Annotated in this window: 25 protein-coding genes; 11 read left to right on the top strand and 14 right to left on the bottom strand. The window is 60.9% G+C overall.

Annotated features, from left to right (window positions below):
• Positions 1 to 39: 39 nt before the first annotated feature.
• Positions 40 to 981: an ABC transporter substrate-binding protein gene (locus Q0908_RS19530; protein ID WP_299288716.1), complete on the bottom strand. Its 942-nt coding sequence runs from the start codon at positions 979 to 981 to the stop codon at positions 40 to 42.
• A 288-nt stretch (positions 982 to 1,269) separates the two neighbouring features.
• On the opposite strand from Q0908_RS19530, the gene Q0908_RS19525 reads away from it, so the two are divergent.
• The 4 genes from Q0908_RS19525 to Q0908_RS19510 are packed head-to-tail and all read left to right on the top strand — an operon-like array spanning position 1,270 to position 6,301.
• A complete protein-coding gene (locus Q0908_RS19525) occupies positions 1,270 to 2,520 on the top strand; it encodes a sarcosine oxidase subunit beta family protein (RefSeq protein WP_299288713.1) in 1,251 nt (416 codons plus the stop codon).
• A 10-nt stretch (positions 2,521 to 2,530) separates the two neighbouring features.
• On the top strand, positions 2,531 to 2,800 hold the full coding sequence (locus tag Q0908_RS19520) for a sarcosine oxidase subunit delta (RefSeq protein WP_299288711.1): 270 nt from the start codon (positions 2,531 to 2,533) through the stop codon (positions 2,798 to 2,800).
• Positions 2,797 to 5,742, top strand: a complete 2,946-nt coding sequence (locus tag Q0908_RS19515) for a sarcosine oxidase subunit alpha family protein (RefSeq protein ID WP_299288708.1) — start codon at positions 2,797 to 2,799, stop codon at positions 5,740 to 5,742. The genes Q0908_RS19520 and Q0908_RS19515 overlap by 4 nt, the downstream gene beginning before the upstream one ends.
• Positions 5,735 to 6,301 carry a sarcosine oxidase subunit gamma gene (locus Q0908_RS19510; RefSeq protein WP_299288705.1) on the top strand — a complete coding sequence of 189 codons (567 nt, stop codon included), beginning with the start codon at positions 5,735 to 5,737 and terminating at the stop codon, positions 6,299 to 6,301. Before Q0908_RS19515 ends, Q0908_RS19510 begins: the two co-directional genes overlap by 8 nt.
• On the opposite strand, the gene Q0908_RS19505 is transcribed toward Q0908_RS19510, so the two are convergent.
• Positions 6,298 to 7,296, bottom strand: coding sequence for a GlxA family transcriptional regulator (locus tag Q0908_RS19505; protein ID WP_299288702.1), 999 nt, complete (start codon positions 7,294 to 7,296; stop codon positions 6,298 to 6,300). The two genes, Q0908_RS19510 and Q0908_RS19505, sit on opposite strands and share 4 nt — an antisense overlap.
• 126 nt (positions 7,297 to 7,422) lie before the next feature.
• On the opposite strand from Q0908_RS19505, the gene Q0908_RS19500 reads away from it, so the two are divergent.
• Positions 7,423 to 8,052 (top strand): helix-turn-helix domain-containing protein, encoded by a 630-nt coding sequence (locus Q0908_RS19500; RefSeq protein WP_299288731.1) that lies wholly within the window; start codon positions 7,423 to 7,425, stop codon positions 8,050 to 8,052.
• On the opposite strand, the gene Q0908_RS19495 is transcribed toward Q0908_RS19500, so the two are convergent.
• The 6 genes from Q0908_RS19495 to Q0908_RS19470 form a co-directional block, all read right to left on the bottom strand.
• On the bottom strand, positions 8,053 to 9,120 hold the full coding sequence (locus Q0908_RS19495; RefSeq protein ID WP_299288699.1) for a DUF3445 domain-containing protein: 1,068 nt from the start codon (positions 9,118 to 9,120) through the stop codon (positions 8,053 to 8,055).
• Positions 9,117 to 10,100 carry a PDR/VanB family oxidoreductase gene (locus tag Q0908_RS19490; protein ID WP_299288696.1) on the bottom strand — a complete coding sequence of 328 codons (984 nt, stop codon included), beginning with the start codon at positions 10,098 to 10,100 and terminating at the stop codon, positions 9,117 to 9,119. Before Q0908_RS19490 ends, Q0908_RS19495 begins: the two co-directional genes overlap by 4 nt.
• The gene (gene dmmA, locus Q0908_RS19485) at positions 10,097 to 10,693 is read right to left on the bottom strand and encodes a dimethylamine monooxygenase subunit DmmA (RefSeq protein WP_299288693.1); all 597 of its coding nucleotides are present in this window, start codon (positions 10,691 to 10,693) and stop codon (positions 10,097 to 10,099) included. Before dmmA ends, Q0908_RS19490 begins: the two co-directional genes overlap by 4 nt.
• A 59-nt stretch (positions 10,694 to 10,752) precedes the next feature.
• The gene (locus tag Q0908_RS19480; protein WP_299288690.1) at positions 10,753 to 11,904 is read right to left on the bottom strand and encodes an aminomethyltransferase family protein; all 1,152 of its coding nucleotides are present in this window, start codon (positions 11,902 to 11,904) and stop codon (positions 10,753 to 10,755) included.
• A gap of 156 nt (positions 11,905 to 12,060) precedes the next feature.
• Complete coding sequence (locus tag Q0908_RS19475; protein ID WP_299288687.1) at positions 12,061 to 12,234, bottom strand: hypothetical protein; 174 nt, start codon at positions 12,232 to 12,234, stop codon at positions 12,061 to 12,063.
• Between the two features lie 22 nt (positions 12,235 to 12,256).
• On the bottom strand, positions 12,257 to 13,660 hold the full coding sequence (locus tag Q0908_RS19470) for an ammonium transporter (RefSeq protein ID WP_299288685.1): 1,404 nt from the start codon (positions 13,658 to 13,660) through the stop codon (positions 12,257 to 12,259).
• A 203-nt stretch (positions 13,661 to 13,863) separates the two neighbouring features.
• Between Q0908_RS19470 and Q0908_RS19465 the strand changes: the two genes are divergently transcribed.
• The 4 genes from Q0908_RS19465 to glnT all read left to right on the top strand — a co-directional run bounded on the left by Q0908_RS19465 (position 13,864) and on the right by glnT (position 18,256).
• Positions 13,864 to 14,793, top strand: coding sequence for a glutamine amidotransferase family protein (locus Q0908_RS19465; RefSeq protein WP_299288682.1), 930 nt, complete (start codon positions 13,864 to 13,866; stop codon positions 14,791 to 14,793).
• Positions 14,794 to 15,471 carry a protein GlxC gene (locus Q0908_RS19460; protein ID WP_299288679.1) on the top strand — a complete coding sequence of 226 codons (678 nt, stop codon included), beginning with the start codon at positions 14,794 to 14,796 and terminating at the stop codon, positions 15,469 to 15,471.
• Positions 15,472 to 15,480: 9 nt separating this feature from the next.
• Complete coding sequence (locus tag Q0908_RS19455) at positions 15,481 to 16,851, top strand: FMN-binding glutamate synthase family protein (protein WP_299288676.1); 1,371 nt, start codon at positions 15,481 to 15,483, stop codon at positions 16,849 to 16,851.
• 70 nt (positions 16,852 to 16,921) lie between these two features.
• Positions 16,922 to 18,256: a type III glutamate--ammonia ligase gene (gene glnT, locus Q0908_RS19450; protein WP_299288674.1), complete on the top strand. Its 1,335-nt coding sequence runs from the start codon at positions 16,922 to 16,924 to the stop codon at positions 18,254 to 18,256.
• A gap of 13 nt (positions 18,257 to 18,269) precedes the next feature.
• Here the strand turns inward: glnT and Q0908_RS19445 are convergent, their stop codons facing one another.
• Positions 18,270 to 18,662, bottom strand: a complete 393-nt coding sequence (locus tag Q0908_RS19445; RefSeq protein WP_299288671.1) for a hypothetical protein — start codon at positions 18,660 to 18,662, stop codon at positions 18,270 to 18,272.
• A 156-nt stretch (positions 18,663 to 18,818) separates the two neighbouring features.
• Here Q0908_RS19445 and Q0908_RS19440 point away from each other — a divergent pair, with 156 nt between their 5' ends.
• A complete protein-coding gene (locus Q0908_RS19440; protein ID WP_299288668.1) occupies positions 18,819 to 20,153 on the top strand; it encodes an NAD(P)/FAD-dependent oxidoreductase in 1,335 nt (444 codons plus the stop codon).
• Between the two features lie 11 nt (positions 20,154 to 20,164).
• Here the strand turns inward: Q0908_RS19440 and Q0908_RS19435 are convergent, their stop codons facing one another.
• The 3 genes from Q0908_RS19435 to Q0908_RS19425 are packed head-to-tail and all read right to left on the bottom strand — an operon-like array spanning position 20,165 to position 23,315.
• Positions 20,165 to 20,575: a hypothetical protein gene (locus Q0908_RS19435; RefSeq protein WP_299288665.1), complete on the bottom strand. Its 411-nt coding sequence runs from the start codon at positions 20,573 to 20,575 to the stop codon at positions 20,165 to 20,167.
• Positions 20,572 to 20,949 (bottom strand): hypothetical protein, encoded by a 378-nt coding sequence (locus Q0908_RS19430; protein WP_299288662.1) that lies wholly within the window; start codon positions 20,947 to 20,949, stop codon positions 20,572 to 20,574. Before Q0908_RS19430 ends, Q0908_RS19435 begins: the two co-directional genes overlap by 4 nt.
• Positions 20,946 to 23,315, bottom strand: coding sequence for an aminomethyltransferase family protein (locus tag Q0908_RS19425; RefSeq protein WP_299288659.1), 2,370 nt, complete (start codon positions 23,313 to 23,315; stop codon positions 20,946 to 20,948). The genes Q0908_RS19430 and Q0908_RS19425 overlap by 4 nt, the downstream gene beginning before the upstream one ends.
• A gap of 138 nt (positions 23,316 to 23,453) precedes the next feature.
• Between Q0908_RS19425 and Q0908_RS19420 the strand changes: the two genes are divergently transcribed.
• Positions 23,454 to 24,293: a DMT family transporter gene (locus tag Q0908_RS19420; RefSeq protein WP_299288655.1), complete on the top strand. Its 840-nt coding sequence runs from the start codon at positions 23,454 to 23,456 to the stop codon at positions 24,291 to 24,293.
• Here the strand turns inward: Q0908_RS19420 and Q0908_RS19415 are convergent.
• Both Q0908_RS19415 and Q0908_RS19410 read right to left on the bottom strand, forming a co-directional pair.
• Positions 24,278 to 25,306 (bottom strand): helix-turn-helix domain-containing protein, encoded by a 1,029-nt coding sequence (locus Q0908_RS19415; protein ID WP_299288652.1) that lies wholly within the window; start codon positions 25,304 to 25,306, stop codon positions 24,278 to 24,280. The genes Q0908_RS19420 and Q0908_RS19415 overlap by 16 nt on opposite strands.
• 1 nt (position 25,307) lies before the next feature.
• The gene (locus tag Q0908_RS19410; RefSeq protein ID WP_299288650.1) at positions 25,308 to 26,192 is read right to left on the bottom strand and encodes a bifunctional 5,10-methylenetetrahydrofolate dehydrogenase/5,10-methenyltetrahydrofolate cyclohydrolase; all 885 of its coding nucleotides are present in this window, start codon (positions 26,190 to 26,192) and stop codon (positions 25,308 to 25,310) included.
• Positions 26,193 to 26,780: the final 588 nt, after the last annotated feature.

Here is a 26,780-nt window from a genome sequence, read left to right as displayed (position 1 = left end):
CCCCGGACGGGCGAAAGTCTTAACAGATTTTGGGCGTCGTCAGGACGTCCAGCCCTGCCAGACCCCTGGGTTCGCTTCGAGCCATTCGGCTGCCGCTTCTTCCGGCTCCATCTCTTCGACATCGACAAGACGGGCCATTTCGGCGATCTGCGGGTTGGTGAACGAGATTTTGGTCAGCACGTCATATGCGCCGGGCCACTTGTCCTTCATCCCGTCCCACGCGGCTTTCTTGAGGTAGCCATCCGCCGGGTTGCCGCAATCATAAAGCGCGTCGGGGTTGGGCCCAACAGCCGGGTCCTTGTCGCAGCCATCGACCCACTCGGGGAACTCGACGAACTCACCGGGCCAGACGGCTTCGGCAAAGTTGGGTGTCCAGTTGAACACGACGACCGGACGCTTGTCGGCTTCGGCCGCACCGATCTCAGCCCAGAGTGCGGCGGCGGAGCCTGCGTTCACGACGACAAAGTCCATGCCAAGTGCTTCGACACGTTCCTGACCATGCTTGAGCCAGTCAACAGGCCCATCTAGATAGCGGCCCTTGTCACCGGTTTCGGCTGTGGCGAACACGGCGGCGCATTCGTTCAGCGCTTCCCAGCTTGGCAGACCGGGGCAGGCATCCTTGGTCCACATGGGATACCACCAGTCCTCGCGCGTGACCGCATCGTGGTCGCCCGCATCGTGCAAGCCGCCCTTTTCGAGGGCCGCGCGGAACGATGCGCCAAACGCGCCTTCCCAGACTTCCATTTCCAGCGTCACATCGCCCAGACGGACCGATTCATACACGGCCTGGCTGTCGGTGGTGACGAATTCGACGTTGTTGCCCATCGATTCAAAGATCTGGCCGACCACATGGCTCATCACGATCTGCGATGACCAGTTGTGGACCGGGATCACGATCGGATCACTGCTGTCTTCTGCCAGAAGTGTCATTGGCGCAAAGGCCAGAACACCCGCCGTCAGTGCTGTTGTAAACTTGTTCATTCATAGTCTCCCTAGTGGCTCGCGACTGTGTCGTCGCTTTTTGGATCACTGTTGGCCCCTGATCTTTTTGCGGGAAATCGAATCCCGGCCGGGTGCCTGTTTTTTGGTGTCCCTCACTCTTGCATCATTTTCCTATCAAGCAAGTTTTTTTCTTGCTGAGATGTGTTTGTGATCGAAAGGATGCCTGAAATTTCGTGTGCCATGTCCGATTTCAGAGCGGCGATGTCGGATATCGAGGGGGGTCTGGTTCGAAACGTCGCGTAAAATCGCACCAGGAGGTCCGATCTCATGCGATATTCTGGTTTCAAAGTCATAAAAGAGGCGTTGACCGGCCATAAAGGCTGGAAACCGGCGTGGCGTGATCCCGACCCACAGCCCCATTATGACATCGTGATCATTGGCGGCGGCGGGCATGGGCTGGCAACAGCGCACTACCTGGCCTCGGTCTATGGCCAGCACAAGGTCGCGGTGATCGAAAAGGGATGGATCGGTGGTGGCAATGTGGGGCGCAACACCACGATCATCCGATCGAACTACCTGCTGGACGGGAATGAGCCGTTTTATGAATTCTCCCTCAAACTATGGGAGGGTCTGGAACAGGACCTGAACTACAACGCCATGGTGTCGCAGCGCGGCATCATGAACCTGATCCATTCGGATGCGCAGCGCGATGTCTTCATCCGGCGCGGCAACGCCATGATCCTGAACGGCGCGGATGCCGAGTATCTGGACCTTGCGCAGATCAAGAAGGAATACCCGTTCCTCAATTTCGACGACGCGCGTTTTCCCATCAAGGGTGGGCTGGCGCAGCGGCGCGGCGGCACCGTGCGCCATGATGCAGTCGCATGGGGATATGCCCGCGCTGCCGACAGTCGCGGTGTCGACATCATCCAGAATTGCGAGGTTACAGGCTTTCGTATCGAGGACGGCAAGTGCCTTGGTGTCGAGACGTCAAAAGGGTTTATCGGTGCGGGCCGTGTGGGCTGCGCGGTGGCGGGAAACTCAAGCCGGTTGATGGCAAAGGCCGGGATGCGCCTGCCCATTGAATCTCACGTTCTACAGGCCTTCGTCTCCGAAGGGCTGAAGCCTGTCTTGCCCGGCGTCATCACCTTTGGCGCGGGCCATTTCTATGTCTCGCAATCCGACAAGGGCGGGTTGGTCTTTGGCGGTGATATCGACGGCTACAACTCGTACGCCCAACGCGGCAACCTGCCAGTGGTCGAGGACGTCTGCGAAGGCGGCATGGCGATCATGCCGATGATCGGGCGCGCGCGCCTGCTGCGGATGTGGGGCGGGATCATGGACATGAGTATGGACGGCTCGCCCATCATCGACCGCACCCACATCGACGGGCTCTATTTCAACGGCGGCTGGTGCTATGGCGGGTTCAAGGCCACGCCTGCCTCGGGCTATGCGTTTGCGCATCTGCTGGCGCGCGATGAACCGCACGCGACCGCGACTGCCTACCGTTTTGATCGGTTCCGCACCGGACATATGATCGACGAAAAAGGGATGGGCAATCAGCCCAACCTGCACTGAGGGGCCGCACATGATTATCAACCACCCCCTGCTTGGTCCTCGCGACAGCGCCGAATTCGTCTATCTCGGAGCGGCGGCGCTGATGGACCGGCCCGACCCCGAAACGGCAAGTGCCGAGGACTGGCACGACTATGCCTACCTGCGCGACAACCCTGCCGGGCCGCACCGCGAGTTGTGGTTTCACGAAGGCGGGGATCGCTCGATCCTGATCGTAACGCGCGACACCACCACGCACGAGATTACAGGCGTCGAACTGGCCCGCGAGGTGGCATCGAAATGACCCAGAAAAATCGCCTGAATGGTGGTCAGATCGACCGCGACACGACCCTCAACTTTACGTTTGATGGCAAGCAGTATGCAGGCCACCCGGGCGACACGCTTGCATCGGCCCTGCTGGCCAACAACGTCCGCCTCATGGGCCGGTCCTTCAAATACCACCGCCCGCGCGGCCCCCTTTCCGCCGGGTCGGAAGAACCGAACGCCATCGTGGAATTGCGCAGCGGCGCGCGGCAGGAACCCAACACGCGCGCCACCACAGCCGAGTTGTTTGATGGTCTGTCGGCGACATCCCAGAACCGTTGGCCAAGCCTTGCCTTTGACGCCATGGCCATCAACGACCGACTGTCGAATTTCCTGACAGCGGGCTTTTACTATAAGACGTTCATGTGGCCCGCCGCCTTCTGGGAAAAGATCTATGAGCCGATCATTCGCAAGGCCGCTGGCCTCGGTTCATTGTCGATGCGTGCCGACCCTGACACCTATGATAAGGGGTTTCGCCACTGCGATCTGCTGATCATCGGCGCGGGGCCTGCGGGCCTGAATGCGGCGCTGACGGCAGGCCGGGCGGGCGCCCAAGTGATCCTTGCGGACGAGGATTTCCGCATGGGCGGGCGGCTTAATGCCGAGACTTATCCCATCGCAGACATGAGCGGGGCGGATTGGGCCGCACAGACCGTGGCCGAACTCGCCACCCTGTCCAATGTCCGCCTGATGCCCCGCACCACGGTGATCGGCGCGTTTGATCATGGGATCTATGGCGCTGTCGAGCGTGTCAGTGACCACCTTGCGACACCGGCCGCAGGCAAACCGCGCCAGATCTTGTGGCGCATCTATGCCAAGCAGACACTGTTGTGTGCCGGGGCGACCGAGCGTCCCATCGCCTTTGACAACAACGACCGCCCCGGTATCATGCTGGCCGCATCGATGCGAGCCTATGCCAACCGGTGGGCCGCAACCCCGTCGCATCGTGTCGCGATTTTCACCAACAATGATGACGGCCACCGCACAGCGCATGACTTGCAGGGCAAGGGGGTCAAGATCGCCGCCGTGATCGACACCCGGCAAGACGCGCCGCGCAGTTATGACTACGAGGTTCTGCAAGGGGCGCAGGTGGTGGACACCAAAGGCCGCCTGGGTCTGACATTCGTAGAGGTAAACCAAGTCGATGGCAGCACCCGCACAGTCGAATGCGGCGCGCTTGGCGTGTCGGGCGGGTGGAACCCGAACGTGCACCTGACCTGTCATCAACGCGGGCGGCCCACTTGGGACGAAAACCTCGCCGCTTTTGTTCCGGGCGGAACACTGCCCTCGGGGATGAACGTGGCGGGCGCTGCAAATGGCGACTTCTCGACCCATGGCGCCCTCAAATCCGGCGCGAACGCTGCGCGTAAGGCGCTTGGCCTCAAGGGGCGCGCGCCCGCTGTGCCAGAGGCCGAAGATGCGCCCGGCACCCAGACCCCGTTCTGGTATGTCGAGGGGTGTTCGCGCGCCTGGCTCGATCAGCAGAACGATGTGACGGTCAAGGATGTGAAGCTAAGTCATCAGGAAGGGTTCCGCTCGGTCGAGCATCTCAAACGCTACACAACGCTTGGCATGGCAACCGATCAGGGCAAGACGTCCAATATCGGCGGGCTTGCGATCATGGCCGAACTTGCGGGCAAGTCGATCCCCGAAGTCGGCACCACCATCTTTCGTCCGCCCTATACGCCGACGGCCATCGGAGTGCTGGCGGGCCGGATGCGCGGCAAGGAATTTCACCCGACCCGCCTGACGCCCTCGCATGTCTGGGCCAAGGAACGCGGCGCGGTCTTTGTCGAGGTCGGCAACTGGCTGCGCGCCCAATGGTTCCCGCTGCCGGGCGAAACGCACTGGCGCCAATCGGTCGACCGCGAGGTCACGGCGACGCGCGCGTCCGTGGGCGTGTGCGACTGCACGACCCTTGGCAAGATCGACGTGCAAGGTAGCGATGCGGCCACCTTCCTCAATACGGTCTATTGCAACGGCTTTGCCAAACTGGCGGTGGGCAAGACCCGCTATGGGCTAATGCTGCGCGAGGATGGGATTGCGATGGATGACGGCACCGCCGCGCGGCTGGCAGAAGATCAGTTCGTGGTGACAACGACCACCGCCAATGCGGGGCGCGTTTATCAGCATATGGAATTCGTGCGCCAATGCCTGATGCCCGAGGCGGATGTGCAACTGATCTCGACCACCGAAGCATGGGCGCAATATGCGGTTGCGGGGCCCAATTCGCGCCGCCTGCTGCAAAAGATCGTGGACCCGGACCACGACATCTCGAACGAAGGCTTCCCCTTTATGGCCTGCGCCAACATTACCGTGTGCGGTGGCTTGCGCGCGCGCCTGTTCCGCATCTCGTTCTCGGGCGAGCTGGCGTTCGAAATCGCAGTGCCGTCGCGCTATGGCGACGCGCTGATGCGCCGACTGATGGCCGAAGGGGAGGAATTCGACGTCACCCCATACGGCACCGAAGCGCTTGGCGTCATGCGCATCGAAAAAGGACATGCGGCGGGCAATGAACTCAACGGTACCACAACCGCACTGAACCTCGGCATGGGGCGCATGGTGTCCAAGGCCAAGGACAGCATCGGATCACAACTGTCCGAACGGCCCGGCCTGAACGAAGCGGACGCGCTGATGCAAGTGGGTCTTCGCCCCCTGAGTGCCGAGGACAAGGTGACAGCGGGCGGCCATCTGATGAAGGCCAGCGGGCCGGTCGATGCCGCACACGATCAGGGCTATGTCACCTCGGCGGCCTATTCGCCGACGCTTGGGCATATGATCGGCTTGGGTTTCCTCAAGGACGGGGGCAACCGGATGGGCGAAACCCTGCGCCTTGTGTCACCCGTGACCGATCTGACGGTCGAGGTCGAAGTCGTTTCGGCGCATTTCGTGGACCCGGAAGGAGAACGTGTTCGTGCATGATCTGACCCCCATCACGGCCCTTGGCGGCAGCGCTGCGCGCGTCGACAGCGTGGGCGACGTGACATTGACCGAGGTGCCCGACGTTGCACTTGCATCGGTCGCCGCGCGGCGTGGGCATGAGGGTGTCTGCGCGCAGACCCTCGAAAGTGTGCTTGGCACCGCTGCGCCATCCCCCGGACACGCGGCAGAGGGAGCTGAGTATGCCGCGTTCTGGACAGGGCCGGACCAATGGATGCTGAGTGCGGATTTCAACGGCTACGAAGACATCGCGGCGCGCATCAAATCCGAGGTGGGCGACACCGCCTCGGTGACAGAACAGACCGACGCCTGGGTCTGCTTTGACCTTGTCGGGCCGCACATCAACGCGGTGCTTGAACTGTTGTGCAATGTCGATCTTGCCGGGTTCCAAACCGGGCGCGCGACCCGCACCTCAATCCATCATCTGGGCTGCTACGTGATCTCGACCGACGCCGGGCAATCGGTGCGGATCCTTGGCCCGCGCGCCTCTGCCGGTTCTTTGCACCACGCCATCATCACCGTGATGGCATCCGCGCTTTAGGCAGGCGGCAGCGGCACATTTCCCTGCACGCGGAAGGAATTGATCCGCTTGCGGTCCTCCTGCGGGCTGACACCGAAGGCATCGCGGTAATGCGCAACCAGTGGCGTGGGCGAGGTGTATCCAACGGCCTGCGCGATGCTTTGCATGTTCTGCTTGGAATAAAGCACCAGCTGCCGCGCCGCTTTCATCCGCATCCCGCGGTAATAGTGGGTCGGGCTTTGCCCCGTCGCCTTTTTGAAGGCGCGTTCCACTTGGCGCGGGGTCACATCCACGATGCGCGCCACGTCTGCCACAGAAATCGGATGTTCGATATGGTCGGCAAACAGGGCGGCGGCATGTGCCACCAGATCGGGCAGGTCAGGCCCGGCGCCGGGGGACATGGGAATACGCTGGCGCACCCCGTCACCGCGCATGGTGGGATGCTGGAACCAGCAGGCCACCTCGTGCGCCATATCGGGGCCAAGCCGATCCTCGATCAGTTGCAGCGCAAGATCAAAGGCCGATGCCGCCCCGGACACGGTATAGCGTCGGCGATCCCGGGTGATCACATCATCGGTCATGCGGATATCGGGAAAGGCGGTGCGAAATGCCGCCTCATAGCACCAGTGGACCGAGCAGCTGTGGCCTTCCATGACGCCCGCACGCACCAAGGGAAAGACACCGCCACTGATCGCGCCAAGGATGACGCCGTGGCGATCCAGACGGCGCAGCGCCCCGTGGCCGTGGCGTGGGTCCTCAAAGGCGCTGGTGGGCGCACCCAGCACGAACAGCATGTCCAACCCGTCGGCATCGGCCATCGAACCGTCCGGTTCGAATACGACACGGGCGCTCGAGACGATGCGCGCGCCCGTTTCCGACAACACATGCCAGTCAAAGACCGCGCGGTCCGCGATCTCGTTGGCGGCGCGGAACGGCTCGATGATCGAGGTCAGGCAAGCCATCGGAAAGCCCGGAAAGATCAGAAACCCGATCCGAATGATTTTACTGTTGTTCAACTTTTAAGTTCTCTCGGGAAAAAACTGTCTTATGATAGGCGCATATGACGCCAGAACGGAATTGTTAAGCGGGACGGCGCTGCGTAGAAGGCGGATGTCGTGAACATAGAGAAACTCGAACCGGAGATGGTCAGCAAACTCACTCAGGACCCGCACAGCACACGGGACGGCGAGCGCGAAAAGGTGCTTGAAGTGGCGATCGGGCGCGAGGTGCGCGCCTTTCGCCGCCAGCAGGAAATCACCGTGGCCGAGCTGTCGCAGATCACCGGTCTGTCCATCGGGATGCTGTCCAAGATCGAGAACGGCAATACCTCGCCTTCGCTTACGACGCTGCAATTGCTCGCCAATGCATTGTCTGTCCCGCTGACCAGCTTTTTCCGCCGGTTTGAGGAAAGCCGACAGGCGGTACACACAAAGTCGGGCGAAGGCGTGTCCATCGACCGTGAAGGCACCCGCGCGCATCACCAATACAACCTTCTGGGCCATATCGGATCGAATGGGTCCGGTGTGATTGTCGAACCCTACCTGATCACGCTGACGGCGGAGTCAGATGTATTCCCGACCTTCCAGCATGGCGGGATCGAGACGATCTATATGCTCGAGGGCGAGGTGGATTACCGCCACGGCGACGATGTCTATGCGCTGAAGGCCGGGGATACGCTGTTCTTTGACGCGGACGCGCCGCACGGGCCGGAAAAGCTGGTGTCGCTGCCCGCGCGCTATTTGTCCGTCATCAGCTATCCGCAGAACACCTGATCACTTCGCGAGCGGCGGCTCGGTCTCCAGATCCGGCCAGACACCCGGCGATGTAGGCAGCCCGTCGTCGAATTGCGACAGGTAGTCGAGCATCATCGGCCGGTTGTCGATAAACCCCTTGTAGGTCGCCAATTCGTCTGGCAGGTCGCGCACCACGCGGTGCAGGCGGCGGCCCCATTTCGGCATCGTCATCAGATCCTGAAAGCTGCACAGATAGCAGCGGATCGGAAACACCAGCGCGTTTGAACGCGGCAGCCGGAAAAATGTCTGCAACTCGACCCGCAAGTGCTGTTTCGCGCCGATATTCTCGGGCGTCAGAGTGGTCTTCTGGATGCCCCATTTGTGGTAATTCTCGGGGCTGGTGTCGAGCAGCGGATTGACCGTCATCGTCCAGTTGAGCCGCCGCGCGGGCGCGCCTTGCTGGATGTTGAGCAGGAATTTCAGCGCCCGTTTGAAGATGCCTTTTTCGTGGGCCAGTGGCACGGGCGCGTGCCATTCGAAAAAGTTCATGCCGATGTCGAAATCAAGGCTCCAGTCGGCTTGGGTCGTGACCATGCCCGCGTCCATCCACAGGTTGTTGTCCCGTTGATCCAGCACGCAGAAATCGCCCTGCGTCTGGCGCGTGATGTATTCCATCGGGCCGTAGGGCAGGGTGGTGTCGTCCAAAAAGGTGAACGTGTCGTCGATGCCGAGGGGCTTGTTCACCCACCGCCATGTGTCGCCATCGCGATGCAGTTCGAACAGGTCCGGGTAGTCCTCGGATTTGCTGACCATAATCAATTCCAGCAGGTCCCACCCCGCGAGTGTCATGTGGGGCAGCGACTGGCAGCGCAGCGGATCATCCGCCAGCACCATCGCCCGGTCCCGCATTTCGGACACGTAATGTTCATCCACATCGAACCGCTTTTCATAGACCGACCCCTCGGGCCCGCCGCGATGCTGTTCCATGTTGACCGCATACATGTAGCTGTCTTCGTGAAACGGGAAGGGAAAGCGTTTGATCGCCCAATCGGAGTTGCGGAACGAATAGTCGTCGCGAAAGGTCTCGTCGTTGAATTGAATGGTCATCGTTCAAGCTCCAGTGTCCCGATAAAGCGGCTGACGCAGGGCATGATCTTGGTGCCTGCCGCGTGCTGGTCATCCTCCAGCCAGTGATCGCGGTGGATGAAGGTGCCGTCGGCGCGCGCCACATCCGTTTCGCATTGTCCGCACGATCCGCCACGGCACAGGAAGGGGGCCTCGACCCCGGCCCGTTCAATCGCTTCCAGCAGGCTTTCGTGTTCGCCCACGGTGATAGTTTTGTCTGACTTGCACAGGCGCACCTCGAACGGCACGCCGGGGGCGGGGGCCAGAAACTCCTCGGAATGGACATGGGCGTCGGGCCACCCGGCGGCAGAGGCCGTGGCATGGACCCAGTTAATCATGCCTTTGGGACCACACACGTATGCGTGCGTGCCAAGGGGTTGGCCGTCCAGCAGCCCCTCAAGGTCGATCGACTGGTTCTGGTCGTCGTAATAGACATGCACCTTGTTGGGATGTTTGTAGGTCAGCTGGTCCACATAAGTCCCGAGGCTGTCGGTCCGGCACGCATAGTGCAATTCCCACGCCCCGCCCATCCGCTCAAGCTGTGCGATCATCGACATGAACGGCGTAATCCCGATGCCGCCCGCGAAAAACAGGTGTTTGCGGGCGCGCAGATCAAGCGAGAAGAGGTTGACGGGATAGGTGATCGTCATCTCGTCGCCCACCGCCACGTTGCGGTGCATGAACAGCGACCCGCCACGCCCTTCTTCATCGCGGCGCACAGAGATGGCATAGGTGCTCAAATCGGCTGGATCGGACATCAGCGAGTAAGGGTTGAGGCGCGAGCGGTCCCCGTCCCGCATCGTGACGACCGTATGGGCGCCCCCTGAAAAGGGTGGGAACAGCGCACCATCGCGGCGCTGAAATTCGAAGCGGGTGACCAGATCGTTAAGCGGCACCACGGCGGATACGACCACATCGATCTTTTCGGCACCGGGTTTGGCTTTTTGCGGGGCGGCACTCATTCGTAGATCCCCTTTGGTGCGGGCACGTTCCCTGGGTCCTCGGCGTCAATGCACACGCCTTGATAGGCGGCCAGACGGCGCGAATAGTGATCGCGCACGAACAGGTTCAGCCCGCAATGGCTGCATTGAAACGGGTCGGTTTCCACGTCTTCGGTGATGCCCTTGCAATGCACGCATTGCATCCGGCGCGCGACTGACCCGCGGTGTTCGGTCTGGATCGCGGTGTGGGGGATGCCCGCCATCATCGCCTCGTTTTGGGCCTGACCCATCAGGCCCTCGGTCCCGGTCAGATAGACCTGCAAGCCCATATGCGCGTCCTGCAAGACCCGGCGGATGCGCGACACAGACGCGGCATAGCTTGGCCCTTCGTAGAACTGGGCGGGGTTCAGTGCGCGCAGATCGTCGGCAAATGCAGCGCCGCGCGGGATATAGATGATGTGGGTTTTCGCCATCAGATCGGGGGTGGCAATCCCCAGAATGGCCTCGGCCCCGTCGGCATCGGCAATCATCAGGTGCGCCTTGCCGGGGCGCGCCTCAAGCGTGCCGTAAACCGGGCGGCTTTTGATCGACGGGGGGAATTCAAACTTCGACATACCTGTCCTCGTCACGTGAAAAGGGCGCGCGGAATGACCCCGCGCGCCCTTGAAAGATATCAGCCCTTGGCGGTGCGCACGGACTTGTCCTTGTCGTAAAACGGCATCTCTTCGGCGGTGGCGGCCAGTTCGGTCCCATCGGGCTGCACCACCGTCAGCTTGGTGCCGGGCGTGGTGACAGACGGGTCAAGCCGCGCAATCGCGACCGAATAGCCGTTCAACTCCGAGGACAGACCATAGGTGATGACGCCCACGTCCTTGCCGTCGTGATGCACGCGGGCGAACATTTCCATCTGGTCCATGGCGTCGCCTTCCAGCTTGACCCCATAGATCTTGAACCGCTCCTTGCCCTTCATCGCATAGTGGTTTTCGGCCCCGATAAAGCCGACCTTGCCGGGCGAGACTGTGAAGTCGAGGCCCAGTTCCCACAGGCTGTCACCGGCGGGCGAGCCATCCTCGAACGGGAAGGTTTCGGAGTTGTCGCCGGGATAGAACAGCAGATAGCTTTCAATGCGCAGCATATCGAGGGTGCTGAACTGCGTGGGGCGCACATCGTCGCCGCCCGCCTCGAGCACGTTGTCCCAGATGTGCACCGCATCTTTTGCGCGGCAGAAAATCTCGTACCCCCGCTCGCCGGTGTAGCCGGTGCGCGAGATCATGACGTCGCGGCCAAAAAGCCGCCCTTGCCAGATGCCGAAATATGCCAGATCACGGATGCCGGGGATTTCCTTGGCAAGGATATCGACCGCCTTGGGCCCTTGTAGGGACATATCGTGCAGGTCGTCATCCATGATCACCGAACAGTTCTTGGCCGCGGCTACGGTCGTCAACTGCTCCATCCCGATGCCGGTGCCGTGGACCACAAGCCACGAGTTGACCGCGATGTGGTAGATCACGCAGTCGTCCACGAACAGCCCGCGATCATCGAGCATACAGGCATAGACAGCACGGCCCGGTGCGATCTTTTCGACGTTGCGGGTAGTGACCCGGTCGATCACATAGGCCGCGTCCTCGCCCACCACATGCACTTTCTTGAGGCCAGACACATCCATCAGACCCGCCTTGGTGCGGATCGCCTCATAGTCGGCCTTGGCGCGCTCGGGCGTGTCGTCATAGAACCACGCGGTGCCCATGCCATTCCAGTCTTCCAACTCTCCGCCGATCTCGGCGTGACGTCCGGCAAGTGCCGATGTTCTCCATAGAATGGCCATGGTGGTGTCCCCTGTGCGTTATGAGTCCTGTTTGCGCGTATTGAGCCTCAGCCCATTTTGAAAAGCAAGAATGCGATGCAACTTTTTTTCCTGATGGGCAAATTTGAACGGGAAAGGGGCGACCGGTGGCCGCCCCTTCGTGCATATTGTGCGTACCTACTTGTCGTATTGCTTGGTTTTGGCCCGTTCGGTCTTTTGGCCGAACAACAGGACCGCGACACAGATGCCCGCCGCGATCAGGGTATAAAGGCCCGGCATCGCACTGCCCCAGCCCATGAACATGGCCCCGTCAACAACCGACCAGCTTGCTTCGTCATATGGAAAACCCATGGTCTTCTCCTTTTCTGTTCAGTTACTCACCCGGCGCCAGATTGACGCCCGGTGCGGGGATGCCTTCGGGATAGCCTGCGGCCGGGACTTTCACCATGTCCATGCCCGCCAGTTCCGCGCCCTCGGGGATGCGCAACATGCCCATCATCTTGAGGATCAGCGACACCACGTAGCCAGGCACAAATCCAAGCAGGAAGAAGACGACCGCGCCCACGATCTGACCGATCAGGCTGATGGTTGGAACCTCGCCCGCAGCGCCTTGGAGTGCGGGGTAGCCCGACGCAAAGACACCCAGCATGACAACACCGTAAAGGCCGATGGTGCCGTGCACCGTGACCGCACCCACCGCATCATCGATGCCGCGGCGTTCCAGCCAGTCCGCACAGGGTTTCAGGATCAAACCTGCCGAGAAGGCGACGATGAAGGTCAGTGCAGGGTAGTAGATATCGAGGCCAGAGGCGGTCGAGATGATCCCCGCCAGTGCGCCCGACATCATCCAGAAAGGATCACGGGTCAGCACCCACGCCCCGATGATGCCACCTGCAACAGCCATCAGGATATTGAAGGCCAGCGCCGACAGCGTGATGGGTGTGCCGTAGATGGTGGACGGCTTGTCTGCAAACCAGCTCCACGCCTCGCCCGGCACAATCACGCACGCCATGAGGAAGCCCCAGAAGCCCACAATAATCAGCATCAGACCCGTTACCGTCAGCGGCATGTTGTGCCCTGCGATGTGATTGGCTGTACCATCCGCATTGAACTTGCCGATGCGCGGGCCCAGGTTGATCAGTACGCCAAGGGCAAAGAACCCGGCTACCGCGTGTACAAGGCCCGCCGCGCCAAAGTCATGCACGCCCCATTGTGTGACCAGCCAGCCATCCGCGTGCCATCCCCATGCGGCGGCGACGACCCAAGCGAAAGACCCCAGAACCACGGCCAGAATGACAAAGCCAACCGTCTGGATGCGTTCGATCACAGCACCTGACATGATGGAGGCCGTCGTGGCCGCAAACAGCGCAAAGGCACCAAAGAACACGCCCGACGCCTGATCGGTGATGTTCGGGCCCATATATTGCGCACTTTCACCCCAGCCCCATGCGATCGCGTTCGCATATTCAACGCCGGAAATGCCCGCAGGTCCCGGCGCACCCGGCAATCCCGTGGGAAAGCCCCAATAGACCCACCAGCCAAAGAAATAGAAGGTCGGGATCATAAAGGCGAAAGCCAGAATGTTCTTTACCCCCGAACTCAGCACGTTCTTGAGGCGCGAGGCCCCCATTTCGTAGGCCAGAAACCCCGCATGAATGATAATCATCAGCGGGATGGTCAGATAATAGAATGTTTCGGCAAACATGGTGTTTGTCACACCGCTCTTGCCCTGCAGCGCGGCAATCTGGGCCGTCAGCTCTGCGATTTGCTCTTCCACGATGAACCCCCGTGTTGGACTGTTGGCATTGTGCACCGTCGTATGCGTGTCGCGGCGCTGGCCAAATTGAACCACGTGAACTTTACTCTGGCGACTCTTTTTTTAACTGAAGTGAAAATTAGTTTCCCATTGGTTGAGCATGTGATGTAACGATGTTAGCGTTCGAGTCGAACGACAGATCACTGTTTGGGAGGGCCTTCGCCATGTGCGGGATCGTCGGACTTTTTCTGAAAGACACATCGCTGGAGCCCCGGCTTGGCGACATGCTGACCGACATGCTGATCACAATGACCGATCGTGGCCCCGACAGCGCCGGTATCGCGATTTATGGCGATGAAACAGCGGGTAACGCAAAGCTGACCGTGCAATCGAGCGCGCCGGAAACCGATTTCGACAAGCTGGATAAGGACTTGCGCAAGCGGGTGCAGGGCAAGGTTTCGATGGCTGTCAAAGACACCCATGCGGTGCTGTCGTTGCAGGCGGATCAGGTCGCCGCCGCGCGCCAGATCCTTGCCGAAATCCGCCCCGATGTGCGAGTGATGAGCCACGGTTCGACCCTTGAGATCTACAAGGAGGTCGGATTGCCCAAAGATGTGGCAGACCGCTTTGATATTCGGCAAATGTCCGGAACGCACGGGATTGGGCACACCCGCATGGCCACCGAGTCGGCGGTCACGACCATGGGCGCGCACCCGTTCAACACTGGGATCGACCAGTGCCTGGTGCACAACGGATCGCTGTCCAACCACAACTCGCTGCGCCGCAAATTGCGCCGCCTTGGCGTGCATATCGAAACGGAAAACGACACCGAAGTCGGGGCCGCCTACCTGACGTGGAAAATGCAGAACGGCTCGACCCTGGGCGAGGCGCTGACATCCAGCCTTGATGATCTTGACGGGTTCTTTACCTTTGTGGTCGGCACCAAGGACGGGTTCGGGGTGGTGCGTGATCCGATTGCGTGCAAGCCCGCCGTGATGGCCGAAACCGATCAATATGTGGCCTTTGGCTCAGAATATCGCGCGCTGGTGAACCTGCCGGGGATCGAGAGCGCCAAGGTGTGGGAACCCGAGCCCGCCACCGTTTATTTCTGGTCGCACAATGCGGCCCCCACCGCGCAAGAGAAAGCGGCGTAAATGCAGACATTCGACCTTGAGGCGGAGGGCCTGCGCGCCCTCAACTCCACGCTTCACGCTCAAGCGGCAAACACCAACCAGACCCATTGGGAAATCGTGAACCCTAAAGGCAGCCATGCCATCGCGGTGGGCCTTGATGCGCCTATCGAGGTGAATATCAAGGGCTCGACCGGGTATTACTGCGCGGGCATGAACAAGCAGGCGACCGTGCATGTGCACGGCTCTGTCGGCCCCGGCACGGCGGAAAACATGATGTCCGGCATGGTCGTGGTCGAAGGGGACGCCTCGCAATATGCAGGCGCGACGGGCCATGGCGGCACGCTGGTGATCAAGGGCAATGCATCCTCGCGCTGCGGTATCTCGATGAAGGGGATCGACATCATCGTGCACGGCAATATCGGGCACATGTCGGCGTTCATGGCGCAGTCCGGCAATCTGGTTGTTTGTGGCGATGCGGGCGAAGCCCTTGGCGATTCCCTTTACGAAGCGCGCTTGTTCGTACGCGGTTCGGTCAAGTCCCTTGGTGCGGACTGCATCGAGAAAGAAATGCGGCCCGAACACCTGACCCTGCTCGAAGAGTTGCTGGAACGCGGCGGGTGCGATGCCAAGGCGTCCGAATTCAAGCGGTACGGGTCAGCGCGCCAGCTCTACAATTTCAACATCGACAACGCGTATTAAGGGGCGACCATGAAAGACGAGCAAAAGGGCGCGCCGCGCAATACGGGCCCTCACGGCGCTCCGCGCACGATGCCGATCCAGTCGGCCACCTTTTCCAACCCGGTCAATGCTGAAATCCGGCGGGCTGCGGCCACCGGCATCTACGACATTCGCGGTGGCGGGGCCAAGCGCAAGCTGCCCCACTTTGACGATCTGCTGTTTCTGGGCGCGTCCATGTCGCGCTACCCGCTGGAAGGGTATCGCGAGAAATGCGAAACCTCCGTCACACTTGGTACCCGCTTTGCCAAGAACCCGATCCAGCTTGATATTCCGGTCACAATCGCGGGCATGTCCTTTGGGGCATTGTCGGGCGGTGCCAAAGAGGCATTGGGGCGCGGGGCCACAATGGCGGGCACGTCGACCACCACGGGCGATGGCGGCATGACCGAAGAGGAACGCGGCCATTCCAACAAGCTGGTCTATCAATATCTGCCCTCGCGTTATGGGATGAACCCCGATGATCTGCGCCGCGCGGACGCGATTGAAATCGTGGTGGGGCAGGGCGCCAAACCCGGTGGGGGCGGCATGCTTTTGGGCCAAAAGATCAGCGACCGCGTCGCCGAAATGCGCAACCTGCCCAAGGGGATCGACCAACGCTCGGCCTGTCGTCACCCCGATTGGACGGGGCCGGACGATCTGGAGATCAAGATCCTCGAGTTGCGCGAGATCACCAATTGGGAAAAGCCGATCTATATCAAGGTCGGTGGTGCGCGGCCCTATTTCGACACCACTCTGGCGGTGAAGGCCGGTGCGGATGTGGTCGTTCTGGACGGGATGCAGGGTGGCACAGCCGCCACGCAGGACGTGTTTATCGAACATGTCGGCCAGCCGATCCTCGCCTGTATCCGCGAGGCGGTGCGTGCGCTTCAGGATCTCGACATGCACCGCGAGGTGCAACTGGTCGTTTCGGGCGGTATTCGCACCGGCGCGGATGTGGCCAAGGCCATGGCGCTTGGTGCGGATGCGGTTGCCATTGGCACCGCGGCCCTGATCGCGCTTGGAGACAATGACCCGAAATGGGAGGCTGAGTACAACGCGCTTGGCACCACGGCGGGCGCCTATGACGACTGGCACGAAGGGCAGGACCCCGCCGGGATCACCACGCAGGACCCTGAGTTGATGGCGCGTTTTGACCCCATCGAAGGGGGGCGGCGACTGAACAACTACCTCAAGGTCATGACGCTTGAGGCGCAGACCATCGCGCGGGCCTGCGGCAAGAACCACCTGCACAACCTCGAACCCGAGGACCTGTGCGCGCTGACAATGGAGGCGGCGGCCATGGCGAAAATCCCACTGGCGGGCACCGACTGGTATCCCGGCAAGCCCGGCACCTCTTACTGATCACCACAATGAAGGGCGCGGCCATCACGGCACGCGCCCTCACCACATAAAGACCAACAGGAACAGACAGATGACCACTGATCTTGCCAAGTTCGCCGCCGACAATGGCGTCAAGTATTTCATGATTTCCTTCACCGACCTTTTCGGGGGCCAGCGGGCCAAGCTGGTGCCGGCCCAAGCCATCGCCGACATGCAGGAAGATGGCGCAGGCTTTGCCGGTTTCGCCACCTGGCTTGATATGACGCCCGCGCACCCGGACATGCTGGCCGTGCCTGACCCATCCTCGGTCATTCAATTGCCATGGAAACCCGAGGTCGCGTGGGTCGCGGGCAACTGCGTGATGGAGGGCGAGGACGTCGCCCAGGCCCCCCGCAACGTGCTGCGCCGCCTGATTGACGAGGCCGCTGCCGAAGGGTTGCACGTCAAGACCGGCATCGAGGCCGAGTATTTCCTGATGACGCCGGATGGCAACCAGATCAGTGATGAATACGATACCGCCGCCAAGCCCTGTTACGACCAGCAGGCCGTGATGCGCCGCTATGACGTGGTGCGCGAGATTTGCGACTACATGCTGGATCTGGGCTGGGGTCCGTACCAGAACGACCACGAGGACGCGAATGGCCAGTTCGAGATGAACTGGGAGTTTGACGATGCGCTGCGCACCGCCGACAAGCATTCGTTCTTCAAATTCATGACCAAGTCCGTTGCGGAAAAGCACGGCTTTCGCGCGACCTTCATGCCCAAGCCGGTTGAGGGGCTGACGGGCAACGGGTGTCACGCCCATATCTCGGTCTGGGACGCGCCCGGCGGGGATGCCAAGACCAACGTGTTTGCGATGGAACCCAATGACAGCAGCCAGACCGCTGAACTGGGCCTGTCGGAAAAGGGCCGCCACTTCCTTGGCGGGATCATGAAACACGCAAGCGCGCTGGCGGCGATCACCAATCCGACCGTGAACAGCTATAAGCGTATCAACGCACCCCGCACCATGTCAGGGGCCACATGGGCCCCTAACACGGTCACGTGGACAGGCAACAACCGCACACACATGGTGCGCGTGCCCGGCCCGGGCCGGTTTGAGTTGCGCCTGCCGGACGGGGCGACGAACCCTTACCTGTTGCAGGCGGTCATCATCGCGGCTGGGCTGGATGGTATCCGCACCGAGGCCGACCCGGGCAAGCGTCACGACATCGACATGTATGCCGAGGGCCACAAGGTGCGCGGCGCGCCCAAGCTGCCGTTGAACATGCTCGATGCCTTGCGTGAATACGACAAGGACAAGGGCCTCAAGGCGGCGATGGGCGAAGAATTCTCGGCGTCCTACGTCAAAATGAAGACTCAGGAATGGAATGATTTCACCGCGCATTTCTCGCAGTGGGAAAAGGACAACACGCTCGATATCTGAGGGCGGACGGCGTTCAGCGCAGCCAACCCTTGCGCGCGGCAATCGTCGCATACCAGAACAGCGCGGCCCCGACCAAAAGTGCCAACAGGGTGCTTGGGGCCATGCCAAGCACGGATATGGTCTGGATCACTGTCACGACCGTCGCGACCAACGAGAATGCCAAGACCGGCACGGCAACGCGGCGGCGCAGCAGCAACAGGATGCACCCCACCGCGCCGCCAAACACGGCAAAACCAAATGCAAGCGTGGCCCAGAACGGGCGTGCGGCGATGATGAGTTGATAAAGCTCGGGCATCTGCGCCACCGCGTCTGCATTCATCTGCGTGATGAAGTTAAGGCAGCCCATCAGGTTCCAGACCAGACCCAGCCCCGCGATGATCCAAAAACTGAAATGCGGTTTGCCCATAGCGCGTTCTCCATTCGTCGTGACGACATGCCTGAAATCAGCACGATGGCATCGAAAAGTCACCTGTGCAATTTCACTGCTGTGCAAATTAGTTGACTTGCAGGGACGATAGCGGTCGAATTGATGCGAACCGACACCAGTCAGGAGAGTCGCACCATGCCCAAACGTATCGCCATCATCGGGGCCGGACCATCAGGGCTGGCGCAACTGCGCGCGTTTCAATCCGCAAAACAGAACGGCGAGGATATTCCCGAGGTTGTCTGCTTTGAAAAACAGGCCAATTGGGGCGGGCTGTGGAACTACACATGGCGCACGGGCGTGGATCAGTACGGCGAGCCGGTGCATGGGTCGATGTATCGGTATCTGTGGTCGAACGGGCCGAAGGAGGGCCTTGAGTTCGCCGACTACTCCTTTGAGGAACATTTCGGCAAACAGATCGCATCCTACCCTCCGCGTGCCGTGCTGTTTGACTACATTCAGGGTCGCGTCGAGAAGGCGGGTGTGCGTGACTGGATCCGGTTCGAGACAGCCGTGCGCCGGGTGGAGTTCGAGGACGGGATGTTCAGCGTCACGGTCAAGGACCTGCCTGCGGACAACGAATACACCGAAACTTTCGATCACGTGATCTGTGCCTCTGGCCACTTTTCAACGCCGAATGTGCCCGAGTTTCCGGGCTTTGACAGCTTCAAGGGCCGCGTGCTGCACGCCCATGATTTCCGCGACGCGCTTGAATTTAAGGAACAGGATATCCTGATCGTCGGCACCAGCTATTCGGCCGAGGACATTGGGTCGCAATGCTGGAAATACGGGGCCAAGTCGATCACGGTGTCCCACCGCACGGCGGCGATGGGCTATGATTGGCCCGACAACTGGGCCGAGGTGCCGCTGCTGACCCACGTGGATGGCAAGACGGCGCATTTCAAGGATGGCACCAGCCGCGATGTGGACGCGGTGATCCTGTGCACCGGCTATCAACACCACTTCCCCTTCATGGCCGAGGACCTGCGGCTGAAAACCGCCAACCGGCTGGCGACGGCGGACCTGTATAAAGGGGTCGCGTGGGCGCACAATCCGGCGCTGTTCTATCTTGGTATGCAGGACCAGTGGTTCACCTTTAACATGTTTGACGCCCAAGCCTGGTGGGTGCGCGATGCGATCATGGGCAAGATCGCGATGCCGTCGAAGGACGAGATGGAGGCCGACGTCGCGGACCGCGTTGCGCGCGAAGATGCGGGCGAAGATGACTATGACGCGATCTGGTATCAGGGCGACTATATCAAGGAATTGATCGCCGAGACGAACTATCCGTCCTTTGATGTCGAAGGGGCCTGCAAGGCGTTCAAGGCATGGAAAGGCCACAAGAAGCAGGGGATCATGACCTTCCGCGACAACGGCTACGCATCGGTGATGACCGGGACGATGGCGCCCAAACACCACACGCCTTGGGTCGATGCGCTGGATGACAGCCTTGAGGTGTATCTGCAGAATTAGGGTCCAGACCCCTAAGAAGGCGGGGCGACGCGAAGAAAGATGAACGTCTGCTGCAGCGCGCCCTTGTCCTTGATCGAGACGCTGACCTGCGCAGTGTCGGTCGTGAATGTGCGCAAGTCGTAGCTGTCGGGGTGGTTGACCCCTTGGTCCGTCACGCCGTCTGTATCGAGGCATTGCGCCGTCGCGTCAAGCAATTCGGTGAAGGCATCCGTTGCGGCCTGTGCCCGGTAGTCGAAAGGCCAGCGGCAGTTGAGAGCGCGCGCGCCCGTCAGGTCAAGCGACGTAGAGCAAGTGCCAATCGCACCAGATGGCATAGCGATTTCGGAGGAACTGCCGTTTGCAAGCGCCGTCAGATCAGCACAATACGTGTCCGCATGGACGGCAGTAGCGCTGAGCAGTACGGCGAATGCATAACGGATCATCGCTTGACCAACTGTTCGCCCTCGACCAGTTCGAACGGTGTGGGCGGTGTTTTCTTGCTGACCCAGTAGAAGGTGCCTGCCCACTCCATCACGAACCACCCCTCCCAGTCGACATCGCGGGGCCAGATGCTTTGGTATTCGTCTTTTTCCGCATCGATGCGCCATTCCCCGCGCGCCGAGCGTGCGCCGTCCTGTGCATAGATCGTGGTGCCGTCCGCATCGAAATACTGGCGATAGGATGCACCGTCCCATTTGCCGATGGCAGTATTGCCCGACAACAGCGCATCGATTTCATGCGCTTGCAGTTTCACCGATTGGGCGTGGGCGGGCAGGGCGAGGGTCATGAGGCCAATCAGAAAAGCGCGCCGGATCATGAGCGGGGCCGCTCCTTTTTCGGGTCGTAATGGGCAAAGGGGACAATCTCGGCCGGCAGCCGTTTCTGGTGGCCGTCGAGCTTGCCAATCTCGACCTGCGTGCCGATATCCGCGTGGGCCACGTCGATGCGGGCAAGCGCGATGTTCTTGTCGAGCAATGGCGAACGCATGGAGGACGTCACCTCGCCGATTTGCGCGCGCCCGATATGAATGCAATCGCCGTGATCAACCTGCACATTGCTGTCGATATCGAGGCCAACAAGTTTGCGGCTTGGATGTTCCTTGCGCCGGATCAGCGCGTCACGCCCGATGAAATCGTCGGGCTTGGATTTAAGCGGCACGGTAAACCCGATGCCCGCCTCGAACGGGTCGGTCTGGTCGGAAAAGTCATACCCGGCAAAGATCAACCCCGCCTCGATCCGCACCATGTCGAGTGCCTCAAGCCCCATCGGGCGCAGGCCGTGATCCTGACCCGCCGCCCAGATCGCATCGAAAATCTCGGGCGCATCCTTGGGGTGGCACATCACCTCGTATCCCAACTCGCCCGTATAGCCGGTGCGCGAGATGACAAATGGTGTGCCGCTTTCGTTCATCAGCCGTGCGGGCGTAAAGCGGAACCAGCCAAGCTGGTCAAACTCGGGATTGTGCGGCGCGGTCCACACGATTTTGCGCAGCAAGTCGCGGCTCTCGGGGCCTTGCACGGCGACATTGTGCAACTGGTCGGTAGACGAGCGGACCAGCACCTTCAGCCCCAGTTTGTCCGCCTGCTCGCGCAGCCAGTCGCCGCCGTAGTCATTGCCGCCGATCCAGCGGAAGTTGTCTTTGCCCAACCGGAACACGGTGCCGTCATCGATCATGCCGCCATGTTCATAGCACATCGCGGTATAGACCACGCCGCCCACCGCCAGCGTCTTCATGTTGCGGGTGAAGACGTATTGGCACAGCGCCTCGGCGTCCGGTCCCGTAATCTCGAACTTGCGCAGAGGGGACAGGTCCATGATCGCTGCCTTTTGGCGACAGGCCCAGTATTCCTCGATCGGGCCAGCCTCGGCAAAGCAGTTGGCAAGCCAATAGCCGTTATATTCGACAAAGTTGCGGGTGTGCTTGGCAAAGCTGTCGTGAAAGGCGGTTTGTTTGGTCATTTTGGGGTCCGCATCAGGGGTGGGCCGGTAGGCGACGCTGCGTTGAAAGGTCTCGCGCCCGCTATAGGTGCGCACGTGGATGTCGGTGGGGTTCCAGCCGTTGGCCGCCGTGGTGTCGTCCGGGCAGGCGGATGAGACGCAGACGATGTCCGTGAGCGCGCGCAACAGGACGTAGTCGCCGGGCCGCGACCACGGTTCGTCCGAGTACATCGCCCCGTGTTCGTCGAGATAGGTGTTGAAAAAGAAGTTGATCGCCATCCAGCCGGGGCGGCCTGTGACGTTGAATTTCGACAGGGCGGTGTTGAAATTCTCCGAGCAATTGAGGTGGCCGGGATAACCGATGTCGTCATAATATTTGGCCGAACAGGCCAGCGCAAAGGCGTCATGACGCCCGCAGGTGTCTTGCACCACCTCGACCAGCGGCAGCATTTCCTGATCGTAATATTTCGCGTGCAGCCCCGGCATGGGATAGGCGTGACCCATCAGCGTGCGGGTGGTTGTCACATCCAGCGCGTGTTCAATCCCCTTGTCGAGTTTGCGCGCCGAGAAGCATTCGAAATCCGTACACTGGCGGCCATCCACGTCGATGATCTGGATGTAGTCGCCCGCTTTGACGAAAAACGCCTCGGCTGTTTGCGTGTGGACGCGGATGTCGGCCACAGGGTCGGCCAGCGGGTCGGGCAATTCGAACTTGACGTGGCTTTTGATCGTGGCCCGCTTGATCATCACGGTCAGCGGGGTGACGGTGTTCTGCGCCTCGAAATCCATGGCCCCGCCGGGGGCGGCAATGATCAGCGCGCCGTCACGCACAACGCGCATTGCCTGTTCTGCGCCAGCCCGCGTGGCACCATCAAACAGACGCACGGCAAGGGCCGCCGCGATATCCACCTTGCGCGCTTCAAGGCCCATGCGCAGCCCACGCAATGACCGGTCGTCGCCGTCAAGCAAGGCGCGCAATCCATCTGCGGGCGCGTCGGCGGGTTGATCGAGCAGGCCTTGATCCGCCCGCCCCTGCGCGTCAGCCCCGATCACCTCGCAGACCTGCCCGCCCTCGTCATTGATGATCGTCACCTGATCACCCGCTTCGACCGGAACAAGAACCGCGCCGCCCCCTTGCACCACATAGCGTTCGGTGCCGCGCGGCATCGAAAACTGCGCAGGTTCGACGATCCGGCTGGGACGCGGCGGGCCGGGCCGGACGTTTGGATAGGGGGAGTCGAGCATTTTGGCCTCCGAACGCCGCACGAATTTGCACTAGCGGAATAAAAATTTAACTGTGAGAATACTCGGGACGCACATCCGCTGCAAACAAAAGGGGCATTGCCGCGTGAGAAAATCAATCCTTTCTGCACGGCCGGGTCCGTGGGGGCACTGACCCTCGGGCTGATCGCGGCCCTGTGCTGGGGCGTGCATGACACGCTGGTGCGCTACATTTCGCAGCGGGTGGGCGTGTTTCAATCCCTTTTTCCCGTTCTTGTAAGTGGATGCGTTGCGACTGGGTGTCTCGCGCTCGCTCTTGGATTGGGCGGCCTTGACGGACACGCGGGCGTATATGCAGCGGTGTCAGGCGTCCTGTTTGGGTTGACCGGGCTGGCGTTCTACCGCGCGCTGGCCATCGGACCGGTGCGGGTGGTCGCACCGATTGTCGCCGCCTTTCCCATCCTGTCGGTGGGGTGGGCGGTCGTGAACGGGCAGGACGTCACGGTGTTGCAGTGGATTGCGGTGCTGGTCGTGGTAGCGGGGTGCGGGTTCGTCGCAGCAACATCTAAAGACGGGGATGGCGCTGGCGCGCAGCCTGCCGCCATTCTGTGGTCGGTGGCGGCGGCCATTGGCTTTGCCGTGTCCTTCGCCTTGGGTCAACTGTCGGTCGAGGGCGGGGCCGAGATGACCGCAATCGCGGTGGCGCGCATAGGCGCTGTGGCGATTGTCGGGGTGCTGGCGTTGACATGGCGTCAGCCCGTGATGCCACCCATCTCGGCCTTGCCGGTCCTTATGGTGATGGGGGCGCTGGATGCCATTGCCATCGGGGCGGTGATGCTGGCCGGATCATACGCCTATCCCGCCTTCGCCTCGGTCGCGGCCTCGACGTTCGGGGTGCTGACGATCATCCTGGCCGCGGTGTTCCTGCGCGAAGCCGTGGCGCGCATTCAGTGGATCGGGATCGCAGTGGTGTTCGCCGCCATCGGCTATCTGGCGGTCTGACGGCCCGCATAGGTCAGGACCTGAATGCTTTTGCGCGACCGCATCTGGGACGGGGTGACGCCGTATTCCGCCTTCACCGCCTTGGCCAGGGTCGTGCATGACCCAAAACCGCAGGCAATGGCGACGTCGATCATCGGCAGCAGGGATTCTTCGATCATCGTGCGCGCTCGTTTGACGCGCAGCCGCTTGTAGAACCGGGCGGGCGTGTCGTTGAAGGTCTTGCGAAATACGCGCTCCATATGCCGTGTCGAAAAGCCGACATGCGCAGTGATTTCGTTCATCGACATCGGCTCGTTCACGGTGTCTTCCATTAGGCGGATCACGTCCGTCAGACGGGCGTCGAACAGCCCCTCATTGTCCGCCATACATCTGGGTTGCTCGGCGTCGCTCTTGCGGATGGTCTGCAACAGCAGATGATTGCCCAGTTCCGCGACCTGCACGCTGGTGAGATAGGGCGCGACAAGACCCACCATCAACTCCAGTGTTGCCCCTGCGCCGGCGGCCGTGATGATTCCGTCCGAATTCTCGCTGAGATGGGTGGTGAGTTTGGGGTAATAGCCGGTCTCCGACAGTTTGGTGATATCGCGCCAGTGTGTGGTCACACGCCCGCTCGGTGCCTTTGTCACGGTGATATAGGCCGTTGCGGCATCCGACAGCAGTACCACGGTGCGTGCCCTGCGCTGCATGGCGCGCGCGCGCGGCAGCCATGTGCCCGTGGCCGCCCCTTTCCCGCCCACGACAATCATCGTATCCGCAAGCCGGTGATCGGAAATCGCAGGTTCGGCGCGCACAAGCGTGCCCTGATCGCTCGCGATAATCCCAGGCGCGTTCGTACTGAAGCGCCACGAAAACAAATCCCGCGCCAGCAGTGTGTTCGCAGTGGCGAGCACGTGGGTGACCGAGGTCAGCTCGAGCCCGCTGAACCCCTTGGCCACATGGATTTCGATCATCCGGGACTGCACATTGCTGTCGATCTGTGCGGCAACGTCAAATCGGGTGTCTGGCTTGCCCATGTCAAGCCATCCATCCGGCAGCGACCTGGCGCTGATGGGCCACGATTGCGTTGCGCATCAGGATCGCGACCGTAACCGGGCCGACTCCCCCTGGCACAGGCGTGATCCAGCCCGCAATCGCGCCAACCGCATCGGTATCCACATCTCCGACAATGCGGGGCGTGCCGTCCGGACCGTCGATCTGGTTGATCCCGATATCGATCACCGCAGCCCCCGGTTTGATCATGTCCGGCTCCAGAAAGTGTGCAATGCCGACGGCCACAACAACCACATCTGCCCGGCGCGAATGCATCGCGACCGAGCGCGTCATGTGATGGCACACCGTCACGGTTGCCCCTTCGGCCATCAGCATCATGGCAGCAGGTTTGCCCACGATTTCCGAATGCCCGATCATCACAACTTCGAGCCCTTTGAGGTCAACGCCGGTTTCCTTGATCAACTCGACACTGGCTGTGGCTGTGCAGGGGGCAAGGGCAACGTCGGAATAGACGATGTTCCCGATCGAGGCGGGGTTCATGCCCTCGACATCCTTGAGTGGGTGGATGGCCGACTGCAGCGACCGCAAATTGATGTGATCGGGTACGGGGCGCTGCAGGATGATGCCCAGAACGCGGCGATCATCATTCATCGCCTGAATGCGGGCCTTGGCCTCGTCCTGGGTTATGTCGCCCGGCCAGAACCGGGTTTCAAACGGCAGATTGGCCCGCGCCGCCCCGCGTTCCTGATTGCGCACATAGACTTCGATCTCGGGCACGTCACCGATTGAGACCGAGACGAGGCAGCCCATCGGACCGGTTTTTTCGATAAACGACCGGCATTCGTCGAGGATGCGCCCGGCTACACGGCGCCCGTCGATATGGTTGTGGTTTTGAGTGCTGTCTTTCACTTGCGGTACTGTGCTTTGAAGGCTGTATGTGTCAGTGCGACCGTTACAAGTTATTTCATAAAGTGCAACTTTTTTTCCTAAGAGTGTGTGGGGTGCTTTGTTTGATGGATTGAAATTCGTGAGTCTGCTGCTTTCAAGTTAGGTGACATGTGCTGCGGTCGCAAAACATGGCAGGCGGGCTCTCAGACCAGAAATCTAAACGGCAGCAAAGTTCGCAGACTGTGAGTTCGAACTTTGCTTTGTATGGCGTCTGCAGCGAACTGCCGGTTTGACGGGCCGCACCGCAGCATCGTGCAAGCTGGTCCAAGGTCTGGTAAGGGCCGTTCACGACGGACAAGTGACTTGTGTCTGGGCGGATGCTGCGCTGCCTTCGATATCTGTTCTGGTCTCATCTGGTCGAACTTCTTTGCAGGTTTTACTTGATTAAATCTGTTGCTGGGTTGTTAGCTAGCAACTGGAGGCGGTGTTCTGTTTAAAAAGGTAACAATTTTCACGACAGCTCTGTCAGTCTGGTAATCCCCCCGAAATTTAATGGTGTTCAGAAGTAGAATTTTCTCGGCAAGATATCTGAGGAGATTTTTGATGAAG

The sequence above is a fragment of the uncultured Tateyamaria sp. genome (assembly GCF_947494755.1).
Lineage (GTDB): Bacteria > Pseudomonadota > Alphaproteobacteria > Rhodobacterales > Rhodobacteraceae > Tateyamaria.
The sequence above is the reverse complement of the archived record's forward strand: the minus strand, read 5'-3'. Positions and strand labels throughout refer to the sequence as shown.

Coding starts and splice junctions, on each gene's coding strand:
- Q0908_RS19500 (WP_299288731.1), top strand. CDS start 7,423: ATGGTCAGCAAACTCACTCAGGACCCGCACAGCACACGGGACGGCGAG.
- Q0908_RS19445 (WP_299288671.1), bottom strand. CDS start 18,662: ATGGGCAAACCGCATTTCAGTTTTTGGATCATCGCGGGGCTGGGTCTG.
- dmmA (WP_299288693.1), bottom strand. CDS start 10,693: ATGTCGAAGTTTGAATTCCCCCCGTCGATCAAAAGCCGCCCGGTTTAC.
- Q0908_RS19520 (WP_299288711.1), top strand. CDS start 2,531: ATGATTATCAACCACCCCCTGCTTGGTCCTCGCGACAGCGCCGAATTC.
- Q0908_RS19430 (WP_299288662.1), bottom strand. CDS start 20,949: ATGATCCGGCGCGCTTTTCTGATTGGCCTCATGACCCTCGCCCTGCCC.
- Q0908_RS19525 (WP_299288713.1), top strand. CDS start 1,270: ATGCGATATTCTGGTTTCAAAGTCATAAAAGAGGCGTTGACCGGCCAT.
- Q0908_RS19460 (WP_299288679.1), top strand. CDS start 14,794: ATGCAGACATTCGACCTTGAGGCGGAGGGCCTGCGCGCCCTCAACTCC.
- Q0908_RS19435 (WP_299288665.1), bottom strand. CDS start 20,575: ATGATCCGTTATGCATTCGCCGTACTGCTCAGCGCTACTGCCGTCCAT.
- Q0908_RS19455 (WP_299288676.1), top strand. CDS start 15,481: ATGAAAGACGAGCAAAAGGGCGCGCCGCGCAATACGGGCCCTCACGGC.
- Q0908_RS19415 (WP_299288652.1), bottom strand. CDS start 25,306: ATGGGCAAGCCAGACACCCGATTTGACGTTGCCGCACAGATCGACAGC.
- Q0908_RS19530 (WP_299288716.1), bottom strand. CDS start 981: ATGAACAAGTTTACAACAGCACTGACGGCGGGTGTTCTGGCCTTTGCG.
- Q0908_RS19465 (WP_299288682.1), top strand. CDS start 13,864: ATGTGCGGGATCGTCGGACTTTTTCTGAAAGACACATCGCTGGAGCCC.
- Q0908_RS19490 (WP_299288696.1), bottom strand. CDS start 10,100: ATGAGTGCCGCCCCGCAAAAAGCCAAACCCGGTGCCGAAAAGATCGAT.
- Q0908_RS19515 (WP_299288708.1), top strand. CDS start 2,797: ATGACCCAGAAAAATCGCCTGAATGGTGGTCAGATCGACCGCGACACG.
- glnT (WP_299288674.1), top strand. CDS start 16,922: ATGACCACTGATCTTGCCAAGTTCGCCGCCGACAATGGCGTCAAGTAT.
- Q0908_RS19480 (WP_299288690.1), bottom strand. CDS start 11,904: ATGGCCATTCTATGGAGAACATCGGCACTTGCCGGACGTCACGCCGAG.
- Q0908_RS19495 (WP_299288699.1), bottom strand. CDS start 9,120: ATGACCATTCAATTCAACGACGAGACCTTTCGCGACGACTATTCGTTC.
- Q0908_RS19440 (WP_299288668.1), top strand. CDS start 18,819: ATGCCCAAACGTATCGCCATCATCGGGGCCGGACCATCAGGGCTGGCG.
- Q0908_RS19425 (WP_299288659.1), bottom strand. CDS start 23,315: ATGCTCGACTCCCCCTATCCAAACGTCCGGCCCGGCCCGCCGCGTCCC.
- Q0908_RS19475 (WP_299288687.1), bottom strand. CDS start 12,234: ATGGGTTTTCCATATGACGAAGCAAGCTGGTCGGTTGTTGACGGGGCC.